Raw genomic sequence first — 26,022 nt, forward strand, 5'->3', positions numbered from 1 at the left:
CCCGAAAGATCTGGATCGCGGCCGGGCTCGACCACGATCGGGCCGAAGAGTACGCGCGGGCGGCAAGACGGAGTCTGACATCGCTGCGTCGGCGCATCGGTCGGCCAGGCTGGCTCCGCCAGCCGCCGTGGGCCTCAGAGACCACGGCGAACCTGCTTGCTCCGCTACTGCTTGCTGGTGCCTGGGCCGACGATGTCCAGGGCGACCGGGAAGCGGTGCAGAGCTTGACCGATCGCGGCTGGCGGGCGACTGCGCGGGATCTGAGCACGTTGACGTCGGGCGAGGATGCGCCGCTGATCTTGAGGAATCGCCGCTGGGAGTTCGCTGATCCGGTGGATGCCTGGGATGCCTTGAACCACGCCTTGGTGGCCGACGATCTCGATGTGTTCCAGTCGCTGGCTCCAGGTGTGCTGGGCGAGGGTGACCCCGCTTCAGGGCTAACGGCACGAGAACGCATCGCTGCCTCGTTCAGCGAGACCGGCGTCCCGGGCCGGCGGTACTCCCTCGCGCTTCGCCGTGGAATGGCTTCGACCGCGGCGATCCTCGGTGCGGTCGTCGGCGACCGTGAACTCCCCGGCGGTCTCACTGGTCAGCAGCGCGCGTCGCGGGTTGTCCGCGAGTTGCTCCACGATGCCGACGCCGCTCGCTGGCACGCGGTTGTAGATCTGCTGCCGCTGCTGGCCGAGGCTTCCCCAGGGGTCTTTCTGGCGTGTGTCGAGCGTGCCCTCGACGAAACCGCCCCACCGGTGATGTCGCTGTTCACCGAAACGCCTGACGACTTCGGGCTGGCCCACAGCGCCCACTCCTCGCTGTTGTGGGCGCTGGAGGCCCTTGCCTGGTCTCCTGCACTGCTATCGCGCGTAGCGGTCGTGCTGGGCCGCCTCGCCGATCGGGACCCGGGCGGGCGGCTCGCCAACCGGCCCAGAGCCTCTCTCACAGCCGCGCTGCACCTACGAATCCCGCAAGGCGCGGTGGACGCGGCGACGCGCATCGCCGCGCTCGACGCTGTCCGGACCGTCGTACCGATGGCGGCTTGGCGACTCGCGCTCGACCTTGTCAGCCGCGCCGACCGAGGGATGATTCTGGTCAACGGCCCGAAGTTCCGAGACTGGACGAGGCCACCACACGCCACCATGAACGACATCGTCGACACCCTGGATGCCTTGGCCGTACGCATCGCCGAGGATGCTGGTAGCGACCCGAGCCGACTCGCCGCCGCCCTCGCACTTGTCGATCGATTCCGGGAGCCCGGCAGGCTCGCGCTCCTCGACGCGGCCGAGACCGCTTGGCCCAACTTGCAGGAAGAAGGCCGCCGCGTAGTACTCGCGGAGCTCGCGGAGAGAGTCGCGATGCACCGCCGGCACCCGAACGCCGACTGGGCGCTGCCCGACCAAGCCCTTCAGCCCCTCGAAGCGTTCCTGGACACACACGCCCTCCCAGGCAGCCAACCCGATGACGCCGAGCTGTTCTCGTGGCTGCCTTTTCGCCGCAGAGTGAACCTCGACGGCGAAAACCCAGACTTCGAGGCGCTTGCCTCTGCACGGGCCGAAGCGGTTCGACGGTGCCTCGACGACGGGCTCCCAGCAGTCTTTCGCCTGGCCGAGACGTCCGAGAACCCGGCAGCCGTCGGCTACACCCTGGCCTCAGTGACAACCGACCACGACTCAGCAGTCCTCGATCACCTCGCAGGCTCATCGCCATCCCTGCACGCGATGGCCACCGGGCTAGCGGCACACCGGCAGCAGGAGGACAGCAACTGGCTCGCTACCACGACAGCGGCCAGACCTTCGCAGGCTGCAGCGCTGTGCCGGACGACGGCGATTGACGAGGCTTTGCTGACGTTCATCGATGGCCTGGAACAGGCGGCGAAGAACGAGTACTGGCGCGACATGCAACCGCTGGGCATTCCAGACGGCCTAACGTCAACCGTCGCGCGGCGCCTGATCGAGCACGGCCGGGGCTGGACCGCAATCGACTTGCTCAGCCATGCCGACCTCGGCGCCGACCTCGACCTGGCAATTCAGGCGCTGCGAGGTCCGACTCTGGCCGCGAGCGAAGACATCTCGCGCGCACCGTCGCCGCAGTACACGGTCGGCCGTCTGCTCGACCGTCTCCAGGACGCCGGCGCGGACGACACGCTACTCGCGGAACTCGAGTGGTTCTACCAGCCACTTCTCGATCACAATCGCAGGCCGGCAGCCATACACCGTGAACTCGCCCGCAACTCCGCCTTCTTCGTCGACCTCGTGTCCTTGATGTACGGGCAGGACCAGGACACTGACGCGGGCTCGGGCGACCAAGAGGCCCGGGACAACATGGCCTCCTCAGAGACCATCAGCGCGGCCCGGAGCATCCTACGGAACTGGCGCACACCGCTCCCCGGCTCCATCGATGGCCAGCTACCGACAAACGAGAACATGCTGCGTTGGGTGGAGACAGCACGCGAGATGCTCACTGCATCTGGTCGCGCCCGAGTGCTGCCCATCGTTCTGGGTGATGCCCTGTCCGGCGTCACCGCAGACGAGGACGGCACATGGCCCAGTGAGCCAATCCGGTATGTCCTCGAGGTCCTTTGCGACCCTGACCTCGACGAAAATCTGCTTTTCGCGAGGATGAATCAGCGCGGCATCACAACCCGCGATGTCTACGACGGCGGAACGCAAGAACGCGCGCTCGCGGACAAATACAGTGCGGCGGCAGACCGCGTACGTGGCCGGTGGCCCCGATCAGGGGCCCTGCTGGACGGGCTGAGCCAGTTCTACCGCGATGACGCCCGTCGGGAGGACCACTCAGCCGACGGCCAGGGTGATCGGTGACGGCCGTTCCTGATGATGCGCTTTGGTTTGTGCCGAGATGGCAGGAAACTCGCCTTCAACGGGGGCCCCGGCCTATCCGCTCTGTACGACGCCTACACCCAGCACCAACCCGACGAAGCGGGCTAGCCTCGGTCCTTCGTTGGTGATCGGCCACCGCGTCCAGTAAACGTGCTGGGCCACGGCTTGGCGCAGCACGCCCATGCACCAGTCGGCAGATAGACTTCGCGCTTGGCTGTTCTGTCCGTGCGGAGGGTGGTTGATGACGACCTCGAAGGTCGCCCTGCACGGCGGCGGTGCTTCCAAGGTCAGTGGTATCTACGAAGACCACTGGACCATCTACATGTTGATCGACCTGCTGATCGGTCTGGCCGAGTCGATCACGCTGGAGCCGCCGGGCAAGGCCGGAGTTGGCTTCGAGTTCTTCGTGGACCGGGCAGGCACCCGCGAGTGGCACCAGGTGAAGTACCAGAACGCTCAACTGGGCAAGTGGACTCTCGCCGCGCTGCAGGGCGAGGACGTGCTCGAGAACTTCCGCAGCAAGCTCGCGGGCGACAAACTCTCCACCTGCGTCTTCGTGTCGGCGCACGCTGCACACCCGCTGGGCAAGCTATGTGACCACGCCACTGAGAGCACCTCGCTCGCATACTTCATCACGCACTTCCTGTCGAGCAAGGAGCTGACGGACGCGTTCGACGACCTACAGCACAAGCACTGGAACGTCACCGACCAGGAAGCGTGGACCTGGCTTCGCAGCCGCATCAAGGCGCGAACCCTCGACGCTTGGACCCTGGAGGAGCGCCTACGCGAGCGCGCCGGAGCCTTCCTCGACGGCGACCCGAAGGACGCGGTGGCAGCTCTCCTCGATGTTGTCCGCGGATCTCTGTACCGACCGCTTGACCGGGATGAGCTGATCCGGCGCCTGGCTGAGGACGGCACGATGCTGCGCGGGACGGGTGCCTCGGCCAACGAGGTACGCGCGGCAACGGAGCTCTTTCGCACCGGGGTTGAGGAGAATCTTGTTAACGCCTCGTTTCTCGTTCGCGAGGAGGTCTCACGAATAACCCAGTGTTTGAGATCCTCCCAATCTGCGCTGGTCACTGGCGGGAAGGGCTGCGGCAAGAGCACTGTGCTCGCTGGGGTGGTGCGCGAGCTCCTGCTCTCCAACGTCGAGGTCCTCACCATCGACGTGACCCGGCTCGTGCGCGAAACGTCCAGCGCCGACGTCGGGCGGACCTTGGGGCTGGCTATACCGCCAGCGGCGGCACTCGCAGCTGTGGCACGAACCAAGACGGCTGTCCTAGTGATCGACTCGTTGGACTCCGTCGGCGTCAATCGCGATAAGCCGGTTGAATTGTTCCGAGCGGTCAGCGAGGTGATGCGCGAGGCCACCGCGTATCCCAATATGGCCGTCCTGGTCTCGTGCCGCACCGAGGACCTGGACACCGACACCCGGCTCCGCAGCCTGGTGCGGGAGCCTGATCCCGCTGCCCGGTTCGATGTCGCCCTGCTGTCGCGAGAGCAGGCTGCGGGCGCGCTCGTCACCGCTGGTCACGACCTGTCAAAGTTCGGCGAGGATCAAATCACCATCCTGCGCAACCCTGGAAACCTTCGGATTCTTACCAAGGTGCCTCCAGCGGAGTTCTTCGACTTCGCCACTGAGCAGGAGCTCGTCGACGGATACCTTGATTGGGCGGTGCGGACATGACCGTCAAGTGGACCACGCTGAAGCTGATTGCGGAGAGGGCCAAAGAGACCGGGGCTCGCGGGGTGGACGTGCGGGAACTCGAGGCGATGTCGGCAGTCGTGGAGGATCTCGTACGGGACGGGGTGCTGATTCAGGACCAGCGGGAGATTCGGTTCTCGCACGAGGCATTGTTCGATCAGGTCATCGCTCGCTCGTGGGCCGAGTCAGATCTTCCGCTGGAGTCGGTACTTCTGGCTACCGACCAGGACCTCTCACATCGCTCGCTGGTGCGACAGGTGCTCACATACCAGCGTGGCACGAACCATGCAGCGTACGAACGTTCTATCAGCGGCATCCTCAGCAACCCGGACATCCGATATCACCTCAAGGACGTCGCGCTGTCGGTACTGGCGTCAGACCAAGCGCCGTCGCAGGCGCTCTGGGAGATTGTCAGCGCCGATCCAGTTCTGGAGGTACTCACGACCCCTGCCTGGTTTGCCTATGCGGAATCAGCAGGCGCGGTGTTGCGATGGGCTGTCGGCGACCAGCCAGCCGTGGCGGCGACCATGCTCGACGCTGCCCTCGAGTGGGATAGCGAACGGGTCGCAGAAATCCTGATCGCCCTCCTCCCCATACATGAATGGCGGCACAGGCTGCGCCTGCTCATCGACCGGGCACCCACAGGCTCATCGACGGCCTTCTGCCGACTCATCGCAGCGGCGCTGGCTCGCGGCCTGTATGACGATGACGGCGTGATGACGGACGGCTTGTTCCTCCACTCCCTGACCGAATGCGAAGGCAACACCGAGGGAAGGCTCGCGGTGCTGGACGCCTTCGTCGCTCGATGGCTCCTGCTCTCCCGCGAACGCGGGTCAACGCTCGAAGCCGTCACCGGCCGCCACCATGCGATCGTCGGGTTTCTCCGTGCGATGGCATCACGCGAACCCGCCGCGTTCGTGTCGATCGTTCTTCCCCACGTGACCACGTACCTCGCATCTACGCAAACCTCCTGGCGGCCGATTGTCGTGAACAAGGTGGAGAACCCGGCGGACGCGCTGCTCGGTACCCTCTCAGAAGCCCTGACGACTGTCGACTTGCTGCCGTACGAAGCTGACCTACTCACGTTGACAGACTCTAGGATCGCCCGCTTTCTGCTTTACCGTGCCTGGGCCGGCAACGCAGACCGGTACGCAGGCCAAGCCTTCGAGTTCCTCGTGGCCGACCCAACTCGTTATCGCTGCGGGTATCTCGGCAGCCAATACTGGGTCACACGTGAGCTCCTCGCGGCGATCCATCCCCACCTCACGCCCGCGCACAGGCACGCCCTTGAGGAGTCGATTCTCGCTTTCTACCCCGACTCGGAACGGACGGCACACGGACGCGCAGCCCAAGGGTCAGCACAGTTCGTTCTGCTCGACGGTCTGAACGCGACCCTCATGTCGCCGGAAACACGCCAGCGTCGCTTGGAACTCCAGCGGAGGTTTGGCGATAGGCCCTCGCCTCCGCGGGGCATTGAGTTCGGCTTCGTTCCGTCGCCGATCGAGGCAGCCTCCGCCGCACGGATGGCGGATGAGCAATGGCTTGGCGCGATGCGGCGATACCACCTTGACGGGAAGGAGGAAGGGTGGCTTAAGGGCGGACCTCACGAGCTGTCCACCGTTTTGCAGCAGGAGGCACGACAAGATCCGGGTCGCTTCCTCAACCTTGTTCTCGAGATGCCAAGCGACGTGCACGAGGCGTATCCGTCCGCGATCCTGATCGGCGCAGGTGACTCCGTGAGCGCTAACGAGGCCGAGGCCCTGTACTCGGCGCTGCGACGGATCCACGAGCTACCCGGTCGCCCGGGAGGTCTCTGGATCGGCAAGCCGCTAGCTCGATTGGCCGACATGGAAATCCCGGACGATGTTCTGGCGATGGTGCGTTGGTACGCCACCGAGGACCCCGACCCCGAGGAGGACTTGTGGTTGCCCGGGGACGAGCAGGGTGACCCCCATGACGGAGACCCGCTCACGGCCGGCATCAACAGCGTCCGAGGCGCTGCGGCGGAGACAATTAGTGCTCTTCTCTGGCCTCGTCCCGAGCGCCTGCCGTTCTTCGCGGACGCACTGCGAAGCATATGTAGCGATCGACTCGGAGCTGTGCGCGCCTGCGCCGCCGTCGCGGTACTCACCGTGGCAAAACACGACGAGAGCTTGGCGCGGGAGCTCCTCGGCAGGCTTGTGCGCGGCGCTCACCATCGTGTGTTGGCCACGCCATACGTCGAGCGATGCATTGCGAGGTTGAAGGGGCAGCCGGGGCCGCGACTGCGGTTCTTGGCCATCCAGATGTCCCTGTCGGGGGTCCCGAGCGCACGCGAGGCTGGTGGGCGCCTAGCCGCCCAGATGGCCCTGGAGTCCGACTCGGCCGCTCTGCTGAACGCGTCATGGCGCTCGCCAGAGTCCCGCAGAGGCGTGGCGCAAGTTGCCGCAGCCTTTGTTGAGTCCGACGACCTTCGCGTACGACGGTGGTGCGCCGAGTGGCTGGGTCAGCTTTTCCGGGATGAGGACCTGGCGGTGCGTCAAGCAGCTGCTGAATGGGTTCGTTCCTTCGCTGAACCAGACCCGGTTAGCCGAACCCTCCTGACGGCGTTCCTGGCGAGTCCTGCCTACTTGGACGACCCGTGGCCCCTGCTCAAGGCATTGGACGATTCTGACCACGTCGGGTCAGCTATCGTCATCGACGCGATCCGACTTCTGATGGGAGACGAGCCGCCCCTCGGTCTTCGTCGAGTGACACGCCATGCCCACCAGGGACTCGTATCCGACATGGCGATCCGTGCCTACGCCTCCGCTGATACTCCCGACGTGCGTACGGCGGCATTAAATTTGATCGACGATCTGCTGTCCCAGCGAGATCCTCACATTCGCCGCCTGCTGACCCGCCACGAGACGGCTCCCGGTCTCCATTGAACTACCGAAACCAGGTCGCCAGGGGGATGGTCAAGCACACCGCTGCAGCGGCGGGTGAATCCTGGTACGCGTCTGTTCTCACCGATGCCGGTGATCACCAAGACTCTGGTGGCGGGGCATCCCAAACGTCTTGCGGAACCTGCCAAGGCCTGGCTACGGCCAGCCGGATCCTCTAGGCCCTCCGGCGGTTGACTGGCCAGGATGCTGGAGCTAGGTGGGAGGTGGCCGTTTGGATTCACTGACCGCCGGCGCGGTCGCACGCCTGGGCTCGGTGCGACGGTTCGCGGTGAAGATCAGCGTGGCCTTCGCGGCAATCTGAACGCACGGGTCAGTTCGTGCAGCTGCTGCGTCGGCAAGGCATCCACAGTGCGTGGTCTGCCGGGTTCAGGGAGCGAGCGGATGCGGCTCTCCCGTGAGCTCGCTGAGCGCTGCGGCCACTTCATGGATGTCAGCTTGGACGTAGGTCAACGTGGTGCCGGCGTTTTTCGGCTGTGCGTGTCCGGCATAGGCACGTGCAACCGCGTAGCCCCAATTTCGCTCGACCCAGGTGAGCGTGGTGTGTCGCAGCCAGTGCGTGCTGATTTGTTGGGTACGCACCCATGGGAGGTGGGCTCCGATGCGCCGCCACAAATGGTCGTAGCGGCGATAGGTCAACGAACGGCCGTCGCGGTACCGCAGCAGGCGAGTGCTCGCGTCATCCGAGCCGCGTTCGGCGTGCTGGACCAGCAGGTGTCGCATGAGGGTGGGCGAGATCGGCTGCCGGCGGAAGATGCCGCCTTTCTCGCGAAGGCTGATCAGACAAAGGTCAGGGTCGACGTCCTCGCGGCGCAGAGCAAGCGCGCCACCCCGACGACAAGCGGTTTCGACGTGCAGGCGCAACAGCAGACAGTCGAGATCCGGATCATTGCCAGTTGCGCCGGCCGCCGCGCTGATTTCTGCGAGCTGAGATACGGACAGTGCCATCCGATGGCTCGCCAAGCGGCGAGGTTTGGCCACCTTCGCTGCCGGGTTGTCGGCGTCACGGATCAGGCCGTCCGACGTGGCGTGTCGATACAGGCACCGAAGCGCCGAGATTAGGTGTTCGGCCGCGGTGCGGCCACCGCGCGTGTTGCGGCGAACGATGGCATTACGGCGGACTTCTTCGGAGAGCTGCTTAATCTCCAGCGGTGTGGGCTCGGTGATGCGGCGCTCACCCCACCGCTCACAGATCCTCTCCCAGTACGGACCGTAAACCTTGCGGCTACCAGGCGACACGGCTTCGGAAAGCAGGGGCACATACTCGGCAAATGTCGGGATGGCCGCCACAGTAGCTGGGCCGGCGATGAGCTGCTCCGGCGTGATGCCAAGCTCATCGAGCAGACTACGTAGCATCGCTACCTGCTGGTCGCGTCCGTGTGAAGGCGCGGTCATTTCGCCGTATGCCCGGTCGGTGAAGCTGCACGGTGGCTGTCGAGTAGGTCGTCTAGCACCCAAACGGGCAAGACGAGCACCTCGGCCTTGACCGGGTTCGGTACGACGAGTACTCGACTCCCGGTTTCGATGTGGCACCGGCGCCGAATGAGTGCCGGAAGCCGAAGGTGTCCGCGTCCGTTGAGACGGTCAGACCCCTCGGGTACGGCTACGACGATCGGTCCGGGCTTAATCGAGAAGCTGACGGGTTGTCCAGGCGACCAACGCATGACGCTCATCGGAGACCGGTCCGCGAGTCGCCCGTCGCGATCGACGGACGTGATGACGCTGAGGGACGCCGTACGGCTCTTCTGTTTTGGTGAGGGCAAGCCGGGCAGCCCCGCCCAGGCAGCGCGTGACGCGAACGTCAAGGACGGTCTGTCAGATGAGTCGGCGCGGCGGCTAGTCACGACGATCGGACTCGCTGGCGAAAACCAGGAGGTCGACGTGGTAGCCGTCGGCCGGCTGGCGCTGGCGGGCCGCTTCGGCTTCTGTCGGAGTGGCGTAGTAGAGGAACTCGTCGCCGTCGTGCTGGCCGGTGACCGCGACGATTTGCAGGACGTGGGTGAGGTCGGCGGCACGCGCGGCAGGTAGGAGCTCCGCGATATGTTCCGCGTATGTGGTGCCTGGTTGCCCAGGCGCTGATGAGCTCACTATGGCGATCGCGCTGGTCTCGGCGGTCATGATGAGCCGGCAGGCGGCAAAGAGATCTCTGAAGTCGGCGGCGGCCGCGACGGTATTGCGTGGTGGCCACCGCAGGACGATGAGGCTAATGGGTGCGGTAATGCCGTCGAGCTCTGCGATCTTGCTGGTATCGGTGATTAAGACGTACGACCGCGACGCGTCGGTGGTCGCGGTTTGCAGATGCGGGTCGCCGTCGAAGTCGATGACCACGTCGCCGTGTCGTGTATAGACAAGGACGAGTCGGCGGGCCAGTCGTGGAGCCAGAACGGCACCGGGGTCCGCGGTTGGTGCGCTGCCATCGCGCGCGGTCAGGCGCCAGACGGCGATCGGTATGTCGTCGGTGACCACGCGCGCGTCGTCGTGCTGCATCGGCACGCCGTCGTCAAAGAGTCGTGCATCTGCTCCGGGCGAAGCCGCGGGATCAGGCTGAGCATTCATGCGCGTTTGGCCCCCGCGCTGAACGACCGTGTTCGCATCTACCAATGGCCGCCCGCCCGCGGTGTACACCACCGGCTCTGCTCGCCTGTCACCCAACGGAGCCCAACAGGATCGTCCGTACGACGGCCTCGCTCTGCTCAACCGACCGAGGCGCGCAGGCTCCGGCCCACTATTCGCGTCGCTGCATCTCGTTGGCTGTGCCTGGTGGTCCAACAGTGGGCAACAAGCTCTTGAGCTGTGTAGATCACGTCGGGTGATGGTGCGGAACACGGCCAACAGTTGGGGAGGCATCGTCGCTGAGCAGGAACAACGGCCCGCGCGACTCGAAAGTATCGGCCATGGGGTGTTGGGCGGACATGCGCGGATGGAGGTTGTGCACCGCCATCGTGGCGCGGTTGCCGATCACCTCGCGAAGGGCGCCATGCCGACTCAATCCTGGCCGTCATCGCCGCTGGCTGCGGCGCATCGGGCCTTCATGCTGTTGATCCAACCCCCGACCCACATCGGCTTCGACGGACGCGCGTTTCCCGCCCTGCCGGACGAGATTCTGCCGCTGGAGCGACTCAAGACGCTTCTGCTGGCGCCGCAGACCAGCGTCGAGGTCCGCGACGCGGTGTGGCGGGAACTTGTCGTGCGGGCCCGCCGTGACGGACCCGCCTGGGTCGTGGCGGCCGTCGGCATCGCGATGCCCGGCCTGCGGCACGTCGCCGGACTGCTGGCCACCGGATGGCGCGGTGACACGCAGGATCTGGACGCGGAGCTTCTGGCCGGCTTTGTCGAACGGCTACGCACGATCGATCTCGAACCACCCCGAGTGGTCGGACGGCTAATCGACGCTGGCGTGCGCGCCGCTCGCAAAGCGCGCGACGCCGACTCCGACGCTCAGTTGATCCACACCGACGTGACCAGCCCGGTTGCACCGATCCTGCCGTGGGACCACCCGGAGCTCGTACTGGCCCGCGCGGTTTCCATCGGCGTCCTGGACGCCGACGAAGCAAACCTGATCGCCGCGACCCGCCTGGAACACGCCACCCTCGCTCAAGCAGCGCAACAGATCGGTATCTCCCCGAGCCTCGCATCGTCGTGGCGCGTCAAGGCCGAGCGCCGGCTCCTCGATGCGATTCGCGAGGGCGACCTCGCCTTCGTCGCGTTGCGACCCCGCCGCCGAGCTGCGACCCGCAGCTGCGTCACCGCGACACACCTTGGCACGACGGCCACTCAACGGCAGGCCGCTGCCGCCTGACTTTGCCCAACGCCGACGGAACGTTGGGTCGAAGTTGGGCCGTTGACCGGCAGCAGACGCTGTGTTGACCGCCCAACCGCAGGCCTTCGTGGGCACGACATCGGACCGAGAAGCGGCCGATGCCGGCGCCCCGGGGATCGGGACTGGGCCGGCCTGAGTGGCCGTGTTCGCACTCGATCACCTCGGCCGGAAGGAGCGATGCTCCCACGGCCTGCCCCAGCTCCTCGGCGGCGCACCTCAATCCATGTCAAGCCCCGCACGCGGGGCCGGAGGTGCCCATGTTCCGCCGCATCGTCCAATCCCTCATCGTCATCGCCGTCACCACGGCGATCCTCGCCAGCACCGGCCCGGCCTGGGCGGCACCACCGGAGCCCTCGCCCACCGCCCGGCTCAGCGCGATCATCGCGAACATCCAAGGCTGGATCGTCGGGATGCTGGTCGGTGTCGCCACGCTGTTCGTCACGTACGGCGGTGCGCGCCGGATGAGCTCCAACGGCGATCCCACCGAGATCGAGAAAGCCAACTCCATCATCCGCAACGGCCTCATCGGCTACGCCCTGGCGTTTCTGGCACCGATCCTGTTGGCGCTCGTCCAGGGCTGGATCAAGGTCTGACGATGGGCTGGTTCGGGAGCCAACTACTCTTCGGCGAATTGTTCGGCTGGTTAGCCACGACCGTAATCGGTGTGCTGGATCTGCTCTGGGGTCTGCTATCTGCAACCGCGTTCAGCACACCGGACGTGACCGTTCTGCCGCAGGTCACCGCGTTCGCCAATACATCGCTCGCCATTGTGAACGTGTGCTTCGTGCTGGCCTTCTTGTGGGCGGGCATTGTCGTGATGGGCCGCGGCACTTTTCAGTCGCAAGTCGGGCCGGGCGAACTGATTCCGCGCTTGGTCCTTGGCTTGATTTTGGCCAACTTCGCCGTCCCGCTGTGTTCGACCGTCATCGGCCTGGCCAACGCGCTCACAGCCGCGCTCACCAGCCAGGACATCACCGCGCCAGGCTCAATGCGGCAGCTGCGTGAAATCACCGTTTCCGCCATGAAAGGCCAGACCGGCGCCACCGCGACCAGCCTTCTGCTGATCCTGGTCGGCGGCCTGATCGCGGCCCTCACCGGAACGTTGATCGTTCAGTGGATCATCCGGCTCGGTGTTCTGGTCATCGCCGTCGGCATCGCACCCATCGCGTTGGCCTTGCACGGCACTCCTCATACTGAAGGTGCTGCCAAATTGTGGTGGCGCACGCTGCTGGGCACTGTCGGCATCGTCGTGGTTCAGGCGGTTGCCTTGCATGCCACGCTGCTGGTCTTCCTTAGTCCGAACAGCAATCTGCCGCTGTTGGGCGTGTCGGTCGCCGACGGCGACCCAGCGGGGATCCTCAATCTGCTCATCGTCGTCTGCCTGCTGTGGGCCGTTGTCAAGATTCCGGCACTGATGCGGCGCTTCGTCACGCAAGCCCGGCCGAGCCGGGCCGGCACCGTTCTGCGTGTCGTTGCGGTTCAGCAGCTCACCCGCGGCCTCTCTCGCGGACTCGCCATAGGCCACGGCGCCAGCCGGTTGGCTCGTGGGACAGGTCCAAGCACCGGCAGCGCCACAGGTCCCGCCTCGTACGCCTCCGCGTCTCGTCCCGCCGGATCCGGGCGGCGGTCGTTGCGTCCAGCCGGAGCCGGACCGGGCCGTGTCGGCATCGCGTACCCGACCGGGCGGATCATCCGCCCGTACACCCCCGATGAGCTCGCCGAGGGCGTCGACCTCTATACGCGCGCCCTCAAAACGCGAACAGTCAGCGCCTCCGTACCACCGCAGCCCTCGTCAGCGCCGCGCTCCGTCGTAACGCCGCGCGCGATGCCTCAGAGGTCTGCCGCCCCGCACCGCATCGGAAACGCCAATCGCATTGGCCGAGTGGCGCGCCCGTACACCGCCGACGAAATTGCCGGCGGCGTCGATCTCTACACCCGTGCTCTTAAAGCCCGCGCATCCGAACCCGGAAAGGCACCCAAATGACAGCTACACACGACACCGCACAGACCCATGCCGAGGCCGCAGAGCCGGTACGCGACGACCCCGCAGTCGTTGCGTTCGCGTGGCCGACCGGCCGACCAATCTATCCCTATACGCCGGACGAACTCGCCGCCGGTGTAGATCTGTATACCCGCGCGATGAAAGCACGCGGCGCTGAAGGAATGACGGCCCGCGGAGGCGACGATGCGGCCGACCGATGACGTCAGTCCACATGCCCGCATCCCGGCCGACATCGACACGCCCGACAAGATCGTCTACGGGCTGACCGCGCGGCAGCTGGCCACCTTGGCTGTCGCCGCGGTGGTCGGCCTCGTCATCTTCAGGGCGCTCGGCGCACTGGTACCGCAGCCGGTGCTGATCGCGATCCTCACCCCGATCGGCGGGACGGCAATCCTGCTTGCGCTAGGGCGGCGTGACGGGTTGCCGATGGACGCCTGGCTACTGGCGGCAATCAGGCACACCCAACAGCCACACCGGCTGATCCCGGCAGCCGGCCGACCAACATCGCCACCGACCTGGGCACCGCCCACGACAACCCCGGCCGCTACCGTGCCGGTACTGCGGCTGCCCGCCAACGCGATCAGCGACACCGGAGTTATCGACACCGGTACACAAGCGGTGGCGCTGGTCGCCTGCACGACTGTGAACATCGGCCTCCGCACCGGCGACGAGCAGGCCGCATTGATCGGCAGCTACGGTCGCTGGCTCAACTCCCTATCCGGGCCAATTCAAATCGTGGTCTCAACGCAGCGCGTCGATCTGTCCGGCCACGGACGACGCATTGCCGAGCAAGCCGCGACCATCGCCAATCCCGCACTCGCTGCGGCCGCATCGGACTACGCAGCCTTCCTCGAGGACCTGGCGGCTCGGCGCGATCCGCTGTGGCGCACCGTCACCATCGCGGTCACCGCCAGCAGTCGGGCCCCCGACACCGAGGTTCTCCGCCGTGCCGAGCACACAGCGTCTGCCCTGGCCACGCTCGGCGCACAATCGGCGGTGCTCGACGGCGGCCAGGCCGCCGCAGTACTGACCTGTGCCACCGATCCGTTCACCCCTGCCGATGTCAGCTGGAGCCGCTCACTGCCTGATGAGGCCGTCACGGGATCAGGAGGCGACTGACATGTCGATACTCAAGCGACACGGTCGCGCCGCCGTTGACGCGAGTACAGCCGACGCGGCCAGGCTCGCGGCGGTCGTAGGGCCGGCAGCCATTGAGACCGCGCCTCATTATCTGCGAGTCGGCGACGGATACGCGGCGACGCTGATCGTGACCGGATATCCCTCGGAAGTCGGTCCTGCGTGGCTCGACCCATTGCTTTCCTGGCCCGGCCGGCTCGATGTCGTCGTATACATCGACCCGCTGACACCACAGCTAGCCGCCGGCCGGCTTCGTAAACAGCGGACTCGGCTCGAAGCCAACCGACGCACCGACGCACGCCAAGGCCGCTTGGGCGACCCTGCAGCAGAGGCCGCCGCCGACGATGCCGCCGGACTAGCCGAACGGATCGCTCGCGGCCAGGCCAACCTCTTTCGCGTTGGTTTGTACTTGTGCGTGCACGCCACCAGCCGTGACGAGCTCGACGAGGCGGTGGCTCACGTGCGAGCTACCGCGGCGTCAGTTCTGCTGGACACCCAGCCCGCGACCTGGCGGCAAATGCAGGGCTGGACCAGCGCGTTGCCCCTGGCCGCCGACGGGATAGGTATGCGCCGGGTCATGGACACCGACGGCCTCGCCATGGCTTTCCCCCTCGCCTCCTCCGATCTGCCGGCGCCGCTGCCCGGGGAATCCGGATCCGACAGTGGCGTGTTGTACGGGCTGAACCCCGACAGCAACGGCGTGGTGTGGTGGGACCGCTGGGCGCAGGACAACGCCAATAGCGTGGTCATCGCCCGGTCAGGAGCGGGCAAGTCCTACTTCGTCAAACTCGAAGTATTGCGTTCGCTGGCCGACGACGTCCACGTCGCAATCATCGATCCCGACAACGAGTACATCCGTCTCACAGAGGCAGTCGGCGGCGTCACAGTTGCCCTCGGTGCGGGCGAGGTCAGGGTCAACCCGCTTGACATCCCGCCCGCCGACCAACGACCACAGGCCCGTACGTATCGTGCACTGTTCCTGCACACGCTGGTCGCGGTACTGCTCGGCGACCAACCGCCACCCGCTGAACGTGCCGCCCTCGACAAGGCGATCAACGCCGCCTACGACAGAGCCGGGATCTCCAACGAGCCCAACACGTGGCGGCGGGAGGCGCCCCTGCTGCGCGACGTCGCCACCGCATTGACTGACCAACACACCGAAGCCGCTGAGACCCTTGCCTCCCGGCTGACCCCGTGGACCAGCGGATCCTTCAAGGCTCTGTTCGACGGTCCTACTACCACCGCCCCCGCGGGGCAGCTGGTGTGCTGGTCCACCCGGCAACTCGCCGACGAACTGCGTGCCCCCGGCATGCTCCTCGCCTTGGATGCGATCTGGCGCGACGTCGACACGCCTGCAATCCACTCCGCACCCACCCCGCGGCGGCTGGTCATGGTTGATGAAGCCTGGACCTTGCTCCGCGACGGCGAAGGCGCGAAATTCCTAGGCCGGCTGGCAAAGTCCGCCCGCAAACGTCGGACTGGACTGACCGTCATCACCCAGGACGTAGTCGATCTGCTCGGCTCCGTGCTCGGGCAGGTCGTCATCGCTAACGCCGCTACTCAAGTTCTGCTGCGGCAGGCCGCCACTGCCATTGACCTGGTCGCTGACGTTTTCGGCCTGACCAGCGGTGAAGCCCGCGTTCTCCTGAACGCGCGCCGCGGCGAAGGGCTGCTCATCGCCGGCACCCATCGCGTCGGGTTCCAGGCCGTTGCCTCCGACACCGAACACCAGCTCTGCACCGGCGACCTCGACCTGGTCGACAACCGCTAACACCCGCGCACGGCTACGAACGGCCGTGACCCAACCCCCACCCCAAGGCCGTGGGCCGCCACGACGGCGGCCTACGGCCTTTTTTGCGCCTTGAAAGGCCGAATTATGTGGATTCATGCCCTCGCGGTCCCTCAAGTATTTGCGCCATCGTCCAGCCCCTCACCCACGCCACCCGCACTCCAGACGCTGCCGAATCCATCGCAATGGCTGTTCAACGCAGCCACCACCGTCACCAATTGGTGCCGCGACCGGTTCTGGCTCGCCCTCGCCGCCGTCCTGGTGATCGTCTGCGGCGCACTCGTCCGAACCGTCATCGTTCGGCGCCGGCACCACCGGATGGCCCGGCACGCCCAACTCCTGACTGTCTTGCCGCAGCCGGAGGTCGACCCGGACGGCGCCGCCACCCTGTGGGCGACACTCGCGGAGATCCTGTACGCCGGCTGGCGGCGCAGGCTGCGCGACGGCCGCCCTCACGTTGCCGTTGAATACCGGTGGCGCGGCCGGCAACTGACGATCGCGATCTGGGTGCCACGCACCATCCAGCACGGCCCGATCCAGGCCGCGATCCGCGGCGCCTGGCCCGGCGCGGCCTGCACCGTCACCGACGCCGATCCACCACTGCCCGGCGACGCCCTCGCCGTGGGCGCTGCGCTCGCGCCCAGCATGCCGGCCTGGTATCCGCTGCAGACCGACCACGCCAACGACCCGATGCGCACCCTGATCGCGGCCGCATCAGGCTTACACCACACGGAATCTGCCTGCGTACAGGTTCTCGCCCGCCCCGCCACCCGCCACCAGATCGCACGGCTCCGCCGCGGCGTGCAAAGCCTGCGCACCGGCCAGCCACCCCACGACCCGCGCGACCCGGCCACCTGGCTACGGCTGCTCGTCGACTTCGTCCTTGAGCTACTAGGCGCCCGCCGGCGCCCCCACCAGGCCGGCGCCCGGCACATTCAAGATCCGCGGGGGGACCCGCAACGCGAGCGTGACGCCAAAGCAGGAATCGACAAGCTCACTGGCAACCAATGGGAAGTCGCGTTGCGCTTCGGCGTCGCGCACACGAACCCCAAGAACAGCAACCCCGCCGATCTCCAGCCCCGTCTGGTCACCGTCGCCCACGGCATTGCCTCCGCGTTCGGCTCGTGGACCGGCCGCAACCGGCTGCACCGGCGACGCATAAGGCATCCGGCCCGCGTGCTAGCCGACCGCCGACTGCGGCGTGGCTTCCTGCTCTCCACGCAGGAACTGGCAACGATCGCGGCCTTGCCGCAAGACGTCGCCGTGCCGGGCCTGGACCGGGCCCGCGCCAAGCCCATGCCCGCTCCCGTCGCGGTCGGCTCCGGCGGCCGCGGTACCAAGGTGCTTGGCCGCGCCGAGATCGGCGGCCATTCCGTGGCCCTACAGGTCGCCGACGCCCGTCAGCACCTCCACGTGCTCGGCTCCACCGGCAGCGGCAAAAGCACCCTGCTGCTCAACATGATCCTCGATGACATTCACGCCCACCGCGGCGTCGTGGTCATCGACCCCAAAGGCGACCTGATCCTCGACCTACTCGACCGGATCCCGGCCAGCCACGCCAAACGGCTGGCCATCATCGACCCGGATCAACCCGCCGGCACCACGCTCAACCCGCTGCAGGGCGACGACGACGACCTGGTCGTGGACAACATCGTCTCCATCTTCGGCAAGATCTTCGCGAAGCATTGGGGTCCGCGTATCGACGACACGCTGCGCGTGGCGTGCTTGACCCTGCTGCGCAAGGCCAACGCCACCCTCACGCTGATCCCACCACTGCTCAACGACAAGCAGTTCCGGTCTAACTTCACCTACGAGCTCGACGACCCCGAAGGTCTACGCGGCTACTGGGAATGGTTCGAAGCCACACCACCGCCGCTGCGCGCGCAGGTCATCGGCCCCGTGCTGTCGCGGCTACGGGCTTTTCTACTGCGTGACTTCGTGCGACGCACCCTCGGCGCACCACGGTCGAGCTTCGACATGCGGCGGATCCTCGATGGCGGCATCCTGCTCGCCCGGCTCCCGAAGGGCCAGATCGGCGAGGAAACCGCGCGGCTCATGGGCAGTTTCGTTCTCGCCTCCGCGTGGCAGGCCGCAACCGGCCGGGCCAGGCTCCCTGAATCCGAACGCCGTGACGCCTTCGCGTACATCGACGAGGCCCACAATTTTCTCAACCTGCCCGGCAGCATCGGCGACATGCTCGCCGAAGCCCGCGGATACCGGCTCGGCCTCATCCTCGCCCACCAAAACCTCGCCCAGATGCCCCGCGACACCCAACTGGCCATCAGCGCGAACGCCCGCAACAAGGTGTTCTTCTCCTGCTCCCCGGAGGACGCCCACCAGCTGGCCCGGCACACGCTGCCCGAGCTGGACGAGCACGACTTGTCCCACCTCGACAAATACCGGGCCGCGTGCCGCCTGATCGTCAACAACCGAGAAACCAGCGCCTTCACCCTGCACACCAACCCACCAAGGGCCCCCGTCGGTGAAGCTACCGCACTGCGCCTCGCTGTCACCGGCGGCGTCGGGAAACAATCGGCCATAGCCCAACTGGCCGGTCTCGCCGAGTCACCCTGATCGTGCCAAACACCGGCGTGATCTGGCCTTGAGGCCGGTCGACGCATCAGCCACTCCACGGCCCGTGCTCGGCGCCGTACTGCCGGGTGCCGGCTAACCCCGCATTGCCCAACAGCCCAGCTAGGAGCCTGTCATGACCGCACCCACCAAATCCCGACAGCTCCCTCCGGGGAGCCACCCGACGGGGAACCCGATGACGACCAGTGCTCGTGCGATCCGCTCACGGCATCGAACCACTCCATCGCTGATCGATGTCTCTCACCGACTTCGCTCGCGCGACTACGCCATCGCTCGCCTCCTGGACGAACACACCACCCTGACCACCCCACAGATCACGTCGATCTTGTTCACCAATCCCACTACGTGCCGCCACCGCCTTCATTTGCTCCGCAGGATCGGCTTCATCGACCGCTTCATCCGCAACCGGCCGGGCGCACCTGATCCGATTTGCTGGGTGCCAGGGCTGCTATCCGCGCGATACGTCGCCCTGGCCGAAAACAATCAACCGCCGACAGCACGAGCCGTACGCGAACGGCAGGACCGGATCTACTCCAGCCCGATCTTGCAGCACCAGTTGGCCGTCAACGACGTGTTTGTTTCCCTGCTGATCCACGCCCGCCATCACCCCGGTACCCGGTTGGTCCGCTGGTGGTCCGAGCGCAGCACTGCGGAGAAATTCGGTCGCAAGATCAAACCCGACGGACATGGTGTCTGGACCGACGGCGGACAGGAGATCGGCTTCTTCCTGGAGCTCGACCGCGGCACCGAACCGATCGGCCGGCTTGTCGACAAACTCGCCTCGCATCGCAGACTGTGCGCCGAAGGCGGCCCGCAATACCCGATCCTGTTCGCGCTGCCCAGCCGGATCCGAGAGCAGAACCTTCACCGCAAGCTCGCCGACCGGCCGGAACCCACTCTCATCGTCGCCACAACCTCACCGGAATCCGGGCCCGACCCGGCCGGCCCGGTCTGGCGGCTCGTCGGCAACGGCCGCCACCGCCTCGTTCTCGCTGAACTGCCCAGCAACCACGGCCAGCCGGGCGGTTTCACCATCGGACCGCCGCAGCCCGCCGACGATCCGCTCCGACCATTCGGCAACGTCGCCGCCTAACCCCAACCACACATCAGGGAGCTCTATGCCAGCACGTCACCCCGACACCGGGACACTTCCACGCCCACGACCACTACTCACCCAAAACCGCGAACTAAAGGCGATCGGCGTCTGGAATTGGTCGCTGCCGGCCTGGGCCGGACGACTCAGCGACGGACGCACGTTCAACACCTGCCCGTCTGCCGGAATTTGCCGGCACGTCTGCTACGCGCGTCAGGGCACCTACCTCTGGCCGGTCGTCCGCGCCAAGCACCAAGCAAACCTGACGTTCGTCCTCGACGACCTGCCCGGCTGGGAAACAGCCATGAGCCGCGAGGTCGAGGCGAAGAAGTTCCGCGGCGCTTGGGTGCGGGTACACGACGCCGGTGACTTCTTTTCAGACGACTATCTGAACGCTTGGCAGCGGATTTGCGCTGCCCACACCGACATTCGGTTCTATGCGTACACCAAGGAAGTGGAGCGATTTCGGCGCCTCGTGGAGCCGGAACCGCCGGCCAACTTCCTATGGGTGTACTCCTACGGCGGAACCCAGGACAGCGCGCTCGATCCGGCCGTCGACCGGGTCGCCGACGTCTTCCCCGACGAGCAGGCGATCATCGACGCCGGCTGGTCCTCGCAGGAGGCGTCGGACCTGCTAGCCGTGCTCGGCCCAAGCTTGGTCGGCATTCCCGCTAACCGCATCCGCGCCTTCCTGAAAACCATGGCCGGCCGCCGGTTCAGCCAATGGCAAGCCGAAGAGGACACGCACCGGCGTGCAAGGCGCGAGCGCCGCACCGGCCAGGCAGGCGCGTCGCATGCCAGCGCCGCCTGATCGGCCGGGCATCCCGTCCGATTCGCGCACCGATAGCGGCAACCCGGAAGTCTCAGTGTCCGAACCTGGCAAAGTCACGTCAGCGGGCGACGCTGTTCATGTTGGATAGTGGTGCCGGTGCAAAGCTGATGATCTTGTCGCCGTCCTGTTCGGTGGTCTGTCGCCGCTGGTAATCGAGAAGGTCGAGGACGCCGTTGGTATCTGCGAAGATTTATCCATCTTAGGAACACCACCAACCGAGATCGAACGACCAGATGGCCGAGCACTCAGGGAGTAAGGACATCGCGAAAGTCCTTCAGCAAGCTCTCCAACTCGTCTACTTTGCCGGCGATCTCGTCGAGCTTTGCTTCGTTTTTTCGGTTGGCCTGAATACTGTCCGAGGTGTTTACTTTGCGGAGTGCCCGTTCAGCCGCCTCACCGCTAGACCCGTTCCGCACCGCGTTTATGATGGCGGCTGCCTCGCTGGTCGCCCGATAAACAACGACGTACTCGTTCTGATTACGCGGCAAATCGGTAGGCAGATGGGCAAGTCCGACATCGGTGAGGGCCTCGCTGATACTAGCCACGACGTGAACCTTGAGTCGGGTCATGCCGGTGATCTCGCGCAAGCTCCACATGCTCACCCGCAAAACGCCGCCGTTGGCGTCCACGTCCTCGCGAAGCTCTTGCCATGAACTGTAAGACGTCTCGTACTCTTCGAAGTTGCCATCGACGGCATCCACTTGGCCTCCCGGGTCACCAAACTCTCTGCAACGTAGTTTAGATTAAAGATTTAGATTCCTCAACCTTAAATTCTAAATCAGTCGCAAGTTGAGTAAGGCGCCGTCGGAGTGACGGACTGGCGCGTGTCGCAGCAGCGCTCGATGGTGGTTCCAAGCTGAAGCCGGGTCGTGGCAGACACTGGAGCACACGGACAAGGCACATTTCCAATGTGCTGCCGCTGTCCCACCCGCCTGATCGCCGAGCTGCTCGCGCTGCTGCCGACGTTCGCGGAGCTCCGGGCCGCAGCGACGGAGAGCTTTGCCCGGTACGTAGCACAACAGCGCAGCAAGCGAGCGGCGGACCGTCTCACCCAGGGTCGTTGGGTCATCGGGTGACTGCTGGTCACGGTGGTGATGAGGTCGCGTGAGCGACAGTGGGCCTGTCTGGTTGCTCGGGCGATATTCGTTGCTCCGGTGACTCGGTGGTAGCCGATGGCGGTGTTACGCAGGATCGCCAGGATGGCGGGTCCGTTGCCTGTCCGGGCTTGGTGCTGGTCTCGACGGAAGGTCACGCCGCGCACGTGGTGCAGGCGGTTTTCAATGGGCCAATGCTGGCGAATCCAGGTCTGCAGGTCGATGGACAAGGCTTGTCAGGCGGGTATCGAAACGGTCAGGTAGGGCGATTCACGGCTCGGTTTACCCGCGACGTACGGGTGCGGGTGACTCGGACGGCCTGCACCGCGTGTGGGAATCCGATACCACCGGGCGTTGGAGGGTGACGGCTTTGACGGTGCGGGTCTCCCCCGGCCGTGACCGCGTTCGCGGCTCCTTTCCTAGCCGGGATCTGGGCCCAGAGCGGGCGTTTGAGCTGTTTGAACAGGGTCGGCTGATTGGCTTTGACTGCGCGAGCAGGTGCGCGCCGCGACGGGCGACCTCGTCGGCGTGACCAGTCTGGGTATGCAAGGCGTCCGCGGTGAACAACACCCCGGCCAGGGTGCCGAGCACCGTCGCGACGGCATCAAGCAGCGGGCCGAACGCGGGGATCTCATTGCTCTTGGTATCGACGGTGACCTGGGCCAGGCCGGTGCCGGTGTCCAAGGCAGAAAGCGGTGGACCTGACGGCCGCCGCGGCCCGAACCTCGCAGGGTTTAACCGTCAACGACGGTCACCGCGCGGTATCGACGCGGGCGCGCAGATACCGGAGTCTGGGTGCGCGGCCAGCCGGCGAGAACCGTGGTGAGCAGGCCCGCGACCGCCTCCACGTAGGCCGCTGACCGCATTCCCCCAGCTCGGAAGACAGTCACCAGACTACGCGCCCTGGGATCGGGGTCCACGGCGATTGCCGCACGGGTATCCGGGCGTCGCGTCATGCTCATCGAAGCGGACGAGCGGCACTGCGCCCGCGCCGCAACGTGGCTGGCCTCGCCGTCGAGCTGATGCGCACCGAACCATTCCTGGTCACCGCTCCGTCCAACAACGCATCGCTGTCGCCCAACGACGGTCCGCCGATCAACGGTGGCATCGAGTCGTAGTACCCAACAACCCAGGTCAGACGGCGATTCACTGCGGGATTCGGTCTCGGTGCGCTGTTGGGTGCGATGGCTACGGTGAAGGCTCAATTTCAATTGAACTCCTTGGGAACTATCCTTCGGGCCTCGCTGCCCACGATTGCGGTCGCAACCGCCCACCCGCCATCTGGCCGGTCGGCCTGCCCCGCCCGTCGGCGCCCGCCCATTGCGTGACCTACGCGGCTGCCCTCTCTTGGGGCACCCGCCCCGCGGACCTCTCCGCGCACTGCTGACCGTCCTTCGGTCCTTCCGTACGCCATTTCGGGCACGCCGGTCTCGGCATGCCTGCACTGCCTGATGTTCTTCGAGGAGGAAACCATGCCCTACCCGTGGCTAACCGTCGCGTGTGTGCCCGATGGCACTCCGACTGACGACCTGGCCGCCGTCGCCGCACACCGCCTGGCCGCCGCATCGCTGGCGACCCTCGGCACCGCCGAATACTTCCTGACCAACACCGTTTTCCGCCGTGCCAGTCTCCTGCGTCCGCAGCACGACACTGCTGCCGGTGGCCCAATCCTTCTTCTCAACCTCCAGGCCATGCGTGCTGCCGCCCACCGTACCTACTGGCACCGGTGGCAGCTATGGAGCCAAGTAGTCGCTGGCACTCGGCCGGCACAGCCGTACTGGACCTTCCTGGCACGCCACCGCGAGGACCCCGAGGCGTACCAGCTTGCCTGGGCACAACAGAACTACCTCGCCCAGCCGCGGGTGGCGGCAATGCGCACTTACAACGCCTTACCCGAGCGAGCTATGGACATACCGACCAGCCACTTGGAAGCGTTTCAGATCAGCGGCGACAGCTACGCCAACTACGGCGCGCTGCACGCCGTACCAGGCAACAGCTTCGTGGCCATTGACGGCACCCACCTGGCACCCACCAGTGACGAGTACGCCATCGAGCTGACCTACCTGGAGATCGTGAACCGCCAGATCGCGGCCTTGCAACAGAGCGACAACCTAGTCGCTCTCTACAGCCGTCTCGCCCGGCCTATAGCAGTAAATCCAGTGAACCCGGGCGGGCCGTCATCAGCATCTCAAACTCCTGAACTGCGGATCCTTACAGCGATTCCTGGACCCGATTCAGTCAAGAGAGGAGAACCACAGGATGCCTTTTAGATCCTCGGACACGTCACTACGCTGGCTTGGAATAGCCATTGTGACGGCGATCCAATTCTTGGCCGCCTTCTTACTCTTCAATGGTCATGACCTTCTGGCAGGCGGCTTCGTCCTGTTCAACGTCGTCGTCCTGGCCGACGTTGTGGCGATTTATGACCTGCGTGCCGTACGCCTCCGGGAGCGCTTGGCGCAATTGCGGGTGGACCTGGACGTCGCGCACACGGACTCGGTCACGGGCCTCGCGGTTCGTCGGCTCGCCGAGCGGCGTCTCTTCGAGGCCGCGGGTAGCGACGTGACTGTCGCCGTCATTGATGTCGACGGCATGCATGACATCAACGCGACCCACACCCACGCGGGCGGTGACGCCTACCTTCTCTCGCTGGCCGAACGGCTTTGCTGTGCCGCCGAGCCGGGCGACCTCGTCGCACGTCTTGGCGGCGATGAGTTCGCCTTGATCACTCAACGCGACCCGGTCGCGCTGGAGCAGTCACTCGCGTCAGCCCTCGCCATCCCGACCACCATGGACGGGGTCGCCCGGCCGGTCCGCGTCAGCATAGGGATCTGCCGTGCGCCCGGAGGTGACCCGCACACTGCACTCGGTCGCGCCGACAGGGCTATGTATACCGCCAAGCGCTCCGGCAGCGGCACGGAGCACTACGATCCCGTTCGCGACGGCGAGCCGCTACCGGCCTATGTGCGACCAGCCGTCCGTCGCCGCACGACAAACGGCGACGACGAATCCGTCGATCGTCGCTGACGCGGAGCTTATAAAGGCGGACTGGGAGACCGGCACCAGATCTGCCGAGACGATCACACTACGGATCGTCAATCCCGGGACCCGCTCCAGGGCCGCCTTCGGCCAAAACACGCTGCTTGGAACCAAGCAGCCCCGGTGCCCGTACGGCACCACCGGCACCCGCAAGACGTGCGGGTAACGCCTACCGCCCTTGGTGAGGCGAGCCGGTGGCGGCCGGCTGCCTCGCCTCGCATCTAGTTGGAGGTGGGGGTACCGATGTCTACCCCATCGCAACATTCCAAACCCGGCGCTCGCAACGACGACGGGCAAACACGATGAAGACCCGCAAGCTGATCATTTGCCGACGCGACACACCGCATGCCACAACCACGGTCGGTAAGGACGTGTACGGCCTGATCGACTGGGATGGCGTGCCCGTGCTGATCGTCGGTGGCCGCCTCGACGCGGTTAAGCGCGAAGCGATACGTGTCTTCGCTGGAGTGCTCGCAACCGTAGGCACCTTGACCGACGACACCCCGGACTTCGCTGAGGTGCATCCGTTACCAGACCCCGACGGCCCGATGGCCATCATCGACGACTGGATGGAGCTCCTGAGACGGGCGACGGCGATCCCCTCGTTCGAGATCCTCGATGACGAGGTGGTGATCGCACGGTGAAGAGACCTCATCTTGAGAGCCACATGATGGAGTTCCCGTCAATGACCGAGTACGCCGTGGAACTGATCGAGCAGACGTTCGGGGAGCGTCGAGTGAAGGTGTGGGCGGATCGACCCGCCCGCGGGTTGACCAGGATCATGCTTGCCGACGAGGACGGCCAAAGCTGCGGCGATGCGATCCTGCGGGGTGAAACCTTCACTGTCGTGTTGCCGGACTCGTGGCGTGCCGAAGACCGCGTCGCCCTGACCTGCATGATCGCGCAGGTAGTCCACGGTCTCGGGACCGTCGCATGACTCGTCGTCCGAGCGCTGGCTGAGCAAGGACACCGTAGCCGGATCGCTTCAGATTCGTGTTGCCGCCCGCCTTCGCGGGCGACGGCCTCACCTTGTGCCCACGGGCAGGCTGAGGCCGCCGGTCTCAGCCTGTCCGCCGCCACGAGGCGGGGATAGGAGGGAGTGGCGTCCCTGATAGTGGTGTAACGCGGTTGGCGTGAGCGTCGGACAGCTGGTCCGGCATG

19 protein-coding genes are annotated in these 26,022 nt (G+C 65.9%); 16 read left to right on the plus strand and 3 right to left on the minus strand.

Annotated features, from left to right (window positions below; translation table 11 throughout):
* The 3 genes from HH310_RS42265 to HH310_RS42275 form a co-directional block, all read left to right on the plus strand.
* On the plus strand, positions 1 to 2,816 hold a 2,816-nt coding region (locus HH310_RS42265), incomplete at its 5' end, for a hypothetical protein (RefSeq protein WP_169181413.1).
* Positions 2,817 to 3,075: 259 nt separating this feature from the next.
* A complete protein-coding gene (locus tag HH310_RS42270; protein WP_169181414.1) occupies positions 3,076 to 4,521 on the plus strand; it encodes an ATP-binding protein in 1,446 nt (481 codons plus the stop codon).
* Positions 4,518 to 7,448: a hypothetical protein gene (locus HH310_RS42275; protein WP_169181415.1), complete on the plus strand. Its 2,931-nt coding sequence runs from the start codon at positions 4,518 to 4,520 to the stop codon at positions 7,446 to 7,448. The genes HH310_RS42270 and HH310_RS42275 overlap by 4 nt, the downstream gene beginning before the upstream one ends.
* Positions 7,449 to 7,832: 384 nt before the next feature.
* Here the strand turns inward: HH310_RS42275 and HH310_RS42280 are convergent, their stop codons facing one another.
* Both HH310_RS42280 and HH310_RS42285 read right to left on the minus strand, forming a co-directional pair.
* Positions 7,833 to 8,819: a site-specific integrase gene (locus HH310_RS42280; protein WP_211193322.1), complete on the minus strand. Its 987-nt coding sequence runs from the start codon at positions 8,817 to 8,819 to the stop codon at positions 7,833 to 7,835.
* 480 nt (positions 8,820 to 9,299) lie between these two features.
* Entirely contained in the window at positions 9,300 to 10,091 is a 792-nt protein-coding gene (locus HH310_RS42285) for a hypothetical protein (protein ID WP_169181417.1), read from the minus strand.
* Between the two features lie 184 nt (positions 10,092 to 10,275).
* On the opposite strand from HH310_RS42285, the gene HH310_RS42290 reads away from it, so the two are divergent.
* From HH310_RS42290 to HH310_RS42325, 8 genes are all read left to right on the plus strand, one after another.
* Positions 10,276 to 11,262, plus strand: coding sequence for a hypothetical protein (locus HH310_RS42290; protein ID WP_169181418.1), 987 nt, complete (start codon positions 10,276 to 10,278; stop codon positions 11,260 to 11,262).
* Positions 11,263 to 11,540: 278 nt separating this feature from the next.
* Positions 11,541 to 11,876: a pilin gene (locus HH310_RS42295; protein WP_169181419.1), complete on the plus strand. Its 336-nt coding sequence runs from the start codon at positions 11,541 to 11,543 to the stop codon at positions 11,874 to 11,876.
* A gap of 2 nt (positions 11,877 to 11,878) precedes the next feature.
* Positions 11,879 to 13,267: a hypothetical protein gene (locus HH310_RS42300; RefSeq protein WP_169181420.1), complete on the plus strand. Its 1,389-nt coding sequence runs from the start codon at positions 11,879 to 11,881 to the stop codon at positions 13,265 to 13,267.
* Between the two features lie 201 nt (positions 13,268 to 13,468).
* Positions 13,469 to 14,404 carry a PrgI family protein gene (locus HH310_RS42305; RefSeq protein WP_169181421.1) on the plus strand — a complete coding sequence of 312 codons (936 nt, stop codon included), beginning with the start codon at positions 13,469 to 13,471 and terminating at the stop codon, positions 14,402 to 14,404.
* Between the two features lies 1 nt (position 14,405).
* On the plus strand, positions 14,406 to 16,193 hold the full coding sequence (locus tag HH310_RS42310) for a VirB4 family type IV secretion system protein (protein WP_169181422.1): 1,788 nt from the start codon (positions 14,406 to 14,408) through the stop codon (positions 16,191 to 16,193).
* Between the two features lie 366 nt (positions 16,194 to 16,559).
* Positions 16,560 to 18,785: a type IV secretory system conjugative DNA transfer family protein gene (locus tag HH310_RS42315; RefSeq protein WP_248294964.1), complete on the plus strand. Its 2,226-nt coding sequence runs from the start codon at positions 16,560 to 16,562 to the stop codon at positions 18,783 to 18,785.
* Between the two features lie 193 nt (positions 18,786 to 18,978).
* The gene (locus HH310_RS42320; RefSeq protein WP_169181424.1) at positions 18,979 to 19,896 is read left to right on the plus strand and encodes a replication-relaxation family protein; all 918 of its coding nucleotides are present in this window, start codon (positions 18,979 to 18,981) and stop codon (positions 19,894 to 19,896) included.
* A 25-nt stretch (positions 19,897 to 19,921) separates the two neighbouring features.
* The gene (locus HH310_RS42325) at positions 19,922 to 20,707 is read left to right on the plus strand and encodes a GP88 family protein (RefSeq protein WP_169181425.1); all 786 of its coding nucleotides are present in this window, start codon (positions 19,922 to 19,924) and stop codon (positions 20,705 to 20,707) included.
* 266 nt (positions 20,708 to 20,973) lie between these two features.
* Here HH310_RS42325 and HH310_RS42330 read toward each other — a convergent pair whose 3' ends face one another.
* A complete protein-coding gene (locus HH310_RS42330; RefSeq protein WP_169181426.1) occupies positions 20,974 to 21,429 on the minus strand; it encodes a hypothetical protein in 456 nt (151 codons plus the stop codon).
* Between the two features lie 921 nt (positions 21,430 to 22,350).
* Here HH310_RS42330 and HH310_RS42335 point away from each other — a divergent pair.
* From HH310_RS42335 to HH310_RS42355, 5 genes are all read left to right on the plus strand, one after another.
* On the plus strand, positions 22,351 to 22,527 hold the full coding sequence (locus tag HH310_RS42335; protein WP_169181427.1) for a hypothetical protein: 177 nt from the start codon (positions 22,351 to 22,353) through the stop codon (positions 22,525 to 22,527).
* A gap of 746 nt (positions 22,528 to 23,273) precedes the next feature.
* Positions 23,274 to 24,092 carry a hypothetical protein gene (locus tag HH310_RS42340; protein ID WP_169181428.1) on the plus strand — a complete coding sequence of 273 codons (819 nt, stop codon included), beginning with the start codon at positions 23,274 to 23,276 and terminating at the stop codon, positions 24,090 to 24,092.
* Positions 24,093 to 24,132: 40 nt separating this feature from the next.
* Entirely contained in the window at positions 24,133 to 24,849 is a 717-nt protein-coding gene (locus HH310_RS42345) for a GGDEF domain-containing protein (RefSeq protein ID WP_169181429.1), read from the plus strand.
* Between the two features lie 314 nt (positions 24,850 to 25,163).
* Positions 25,164 to 25,505 (plus strand): hypothetical protein, encoded by a 342-nt coding sequence (locus HH310_RS42350; protein WP_169181430.1) that lies wholly within the window; start codon positions 25,164 to 25,166, stop codon positions 25,503 to 25,505.
* A 41-nt stretch (positions 25,506 to 25,546) separates the two neighbouring features.
* Entirely contained in the window at positions 25,547 to 25,798 is a 252-nt protein-coding gene (locus HH310_RS42355; RefSeq protein WP_169181431.1) for a hypothetical protein, read from the plus strand.
* Positions 25,799 to 26,022: the final 224 nt, after the last annotated feature.

The sequence above is a fragment of the Actinoplanes sp. TBRC 11911 genome (assembly GCF_012933445.1).
GTDB lineage: Bacteria > Actinomycetota > Actinomycetes > Mycobacteriales > Micromonosporaceae > Actinoplanes.

What these genes read in the sequence shown, in the direction of transcription:
- HH310_RS42290 (WP_169181418.1), top strand. Translation starts at nt 10,276, where the DNA reads ATGGTGCGGAACACGGCCAACAGTTGGGGAGGCATCGTCGCTGAGCAG.
- HH310_RS42350 (WP_169181430.1), top strand. Translation starts at nt 25,164, where the DNA reads ATGAAGACCCGCAAGCTGATCATTTGCCGACGCGACACACCGCATGCC.
- HH310_RS42300 (WP_169181420.1), top strand. Translation starts at nt 11,879, where the DNA reads ATGGGCTGGTTCGGGAGCCAACTACTCTTCGGCGAATTGTTCGGCTGG.
- HH310_RS42305 (WP_169181421.1), top strand. Translation starts at nt 13,469, where the DNA reads ATGCGGCCGACCGATGACGTCAGTCCACATGCCCGCATCCCGGCCGAC.
- HH310_RS42355 (WP_169181431.1), top strand. Translation starts at nt 25,547, where the DNA reads ATGACCGAGTACGCCGTGGAACTGATCGAGCAGACGTTCGGGGAGCGT.
- HH310_RS42295 (WP_169181419.1), top strand. Translation starts at nt 11,541, where the DNA reads ATGTTCCGCCGCATCGTCCAATCCCTCATCGTCATCGCCGTCACCACG.
- HH310_RS42270 (WP_169181414.1), top strand. Translation starts at nt 3,076, where the DNA reads ATGACGACCTCGAAGGTCGCCCTGCACGGCGGCGGTGCTTCCAAGGTC.
- HH310_RS42280 (WP_211193322.1), bottom strand. Translation starts at nt 8,819, where the DNA reads ATGCTACGTAGTCTGCTCGATGAGCTTGGCATCACGCCGGAGCAGCTC.
- HH310_RS42275 (WP_169181415.1), top strand. Translation starts at nt 4,518, where the DNA reads ATGACCGTCAAGTGGACCACGCTGAAGCTGATTGCGGAGAGGGCCAAA.
- HH310_RS42310 (WP_169181422.1), top strand. Translation starts at nt 14,406, where the DNA reads ATGTCGATACTCAAGCGACACGGTCGCGCCGCCGTTGACGCGAGTACA.
- HH310_RS42320 (WP_169181424.1), top strand. Translation starts at nt 18,979, where the DNA reads ATGACGACCAGTGCTCGTGCGATCCGCTCACGGCATCGAACCACTCCA.
- HH310_RS42340 (WP_169181428.1), top strand. Translation starts at nt 23,274, where the DNA reads ATGTTCTTCGAGGAGGAAACCATGCCCTACCCGTGGCTAACCGTCGCG.
- HH310_RS42325 (WP_169181425.1), top strand. Translation starts at nt 19,922, where the DNA reads ATGCCAGCACGTCACCCCGACACCGGGACACTTCCACGCCCACGACCA.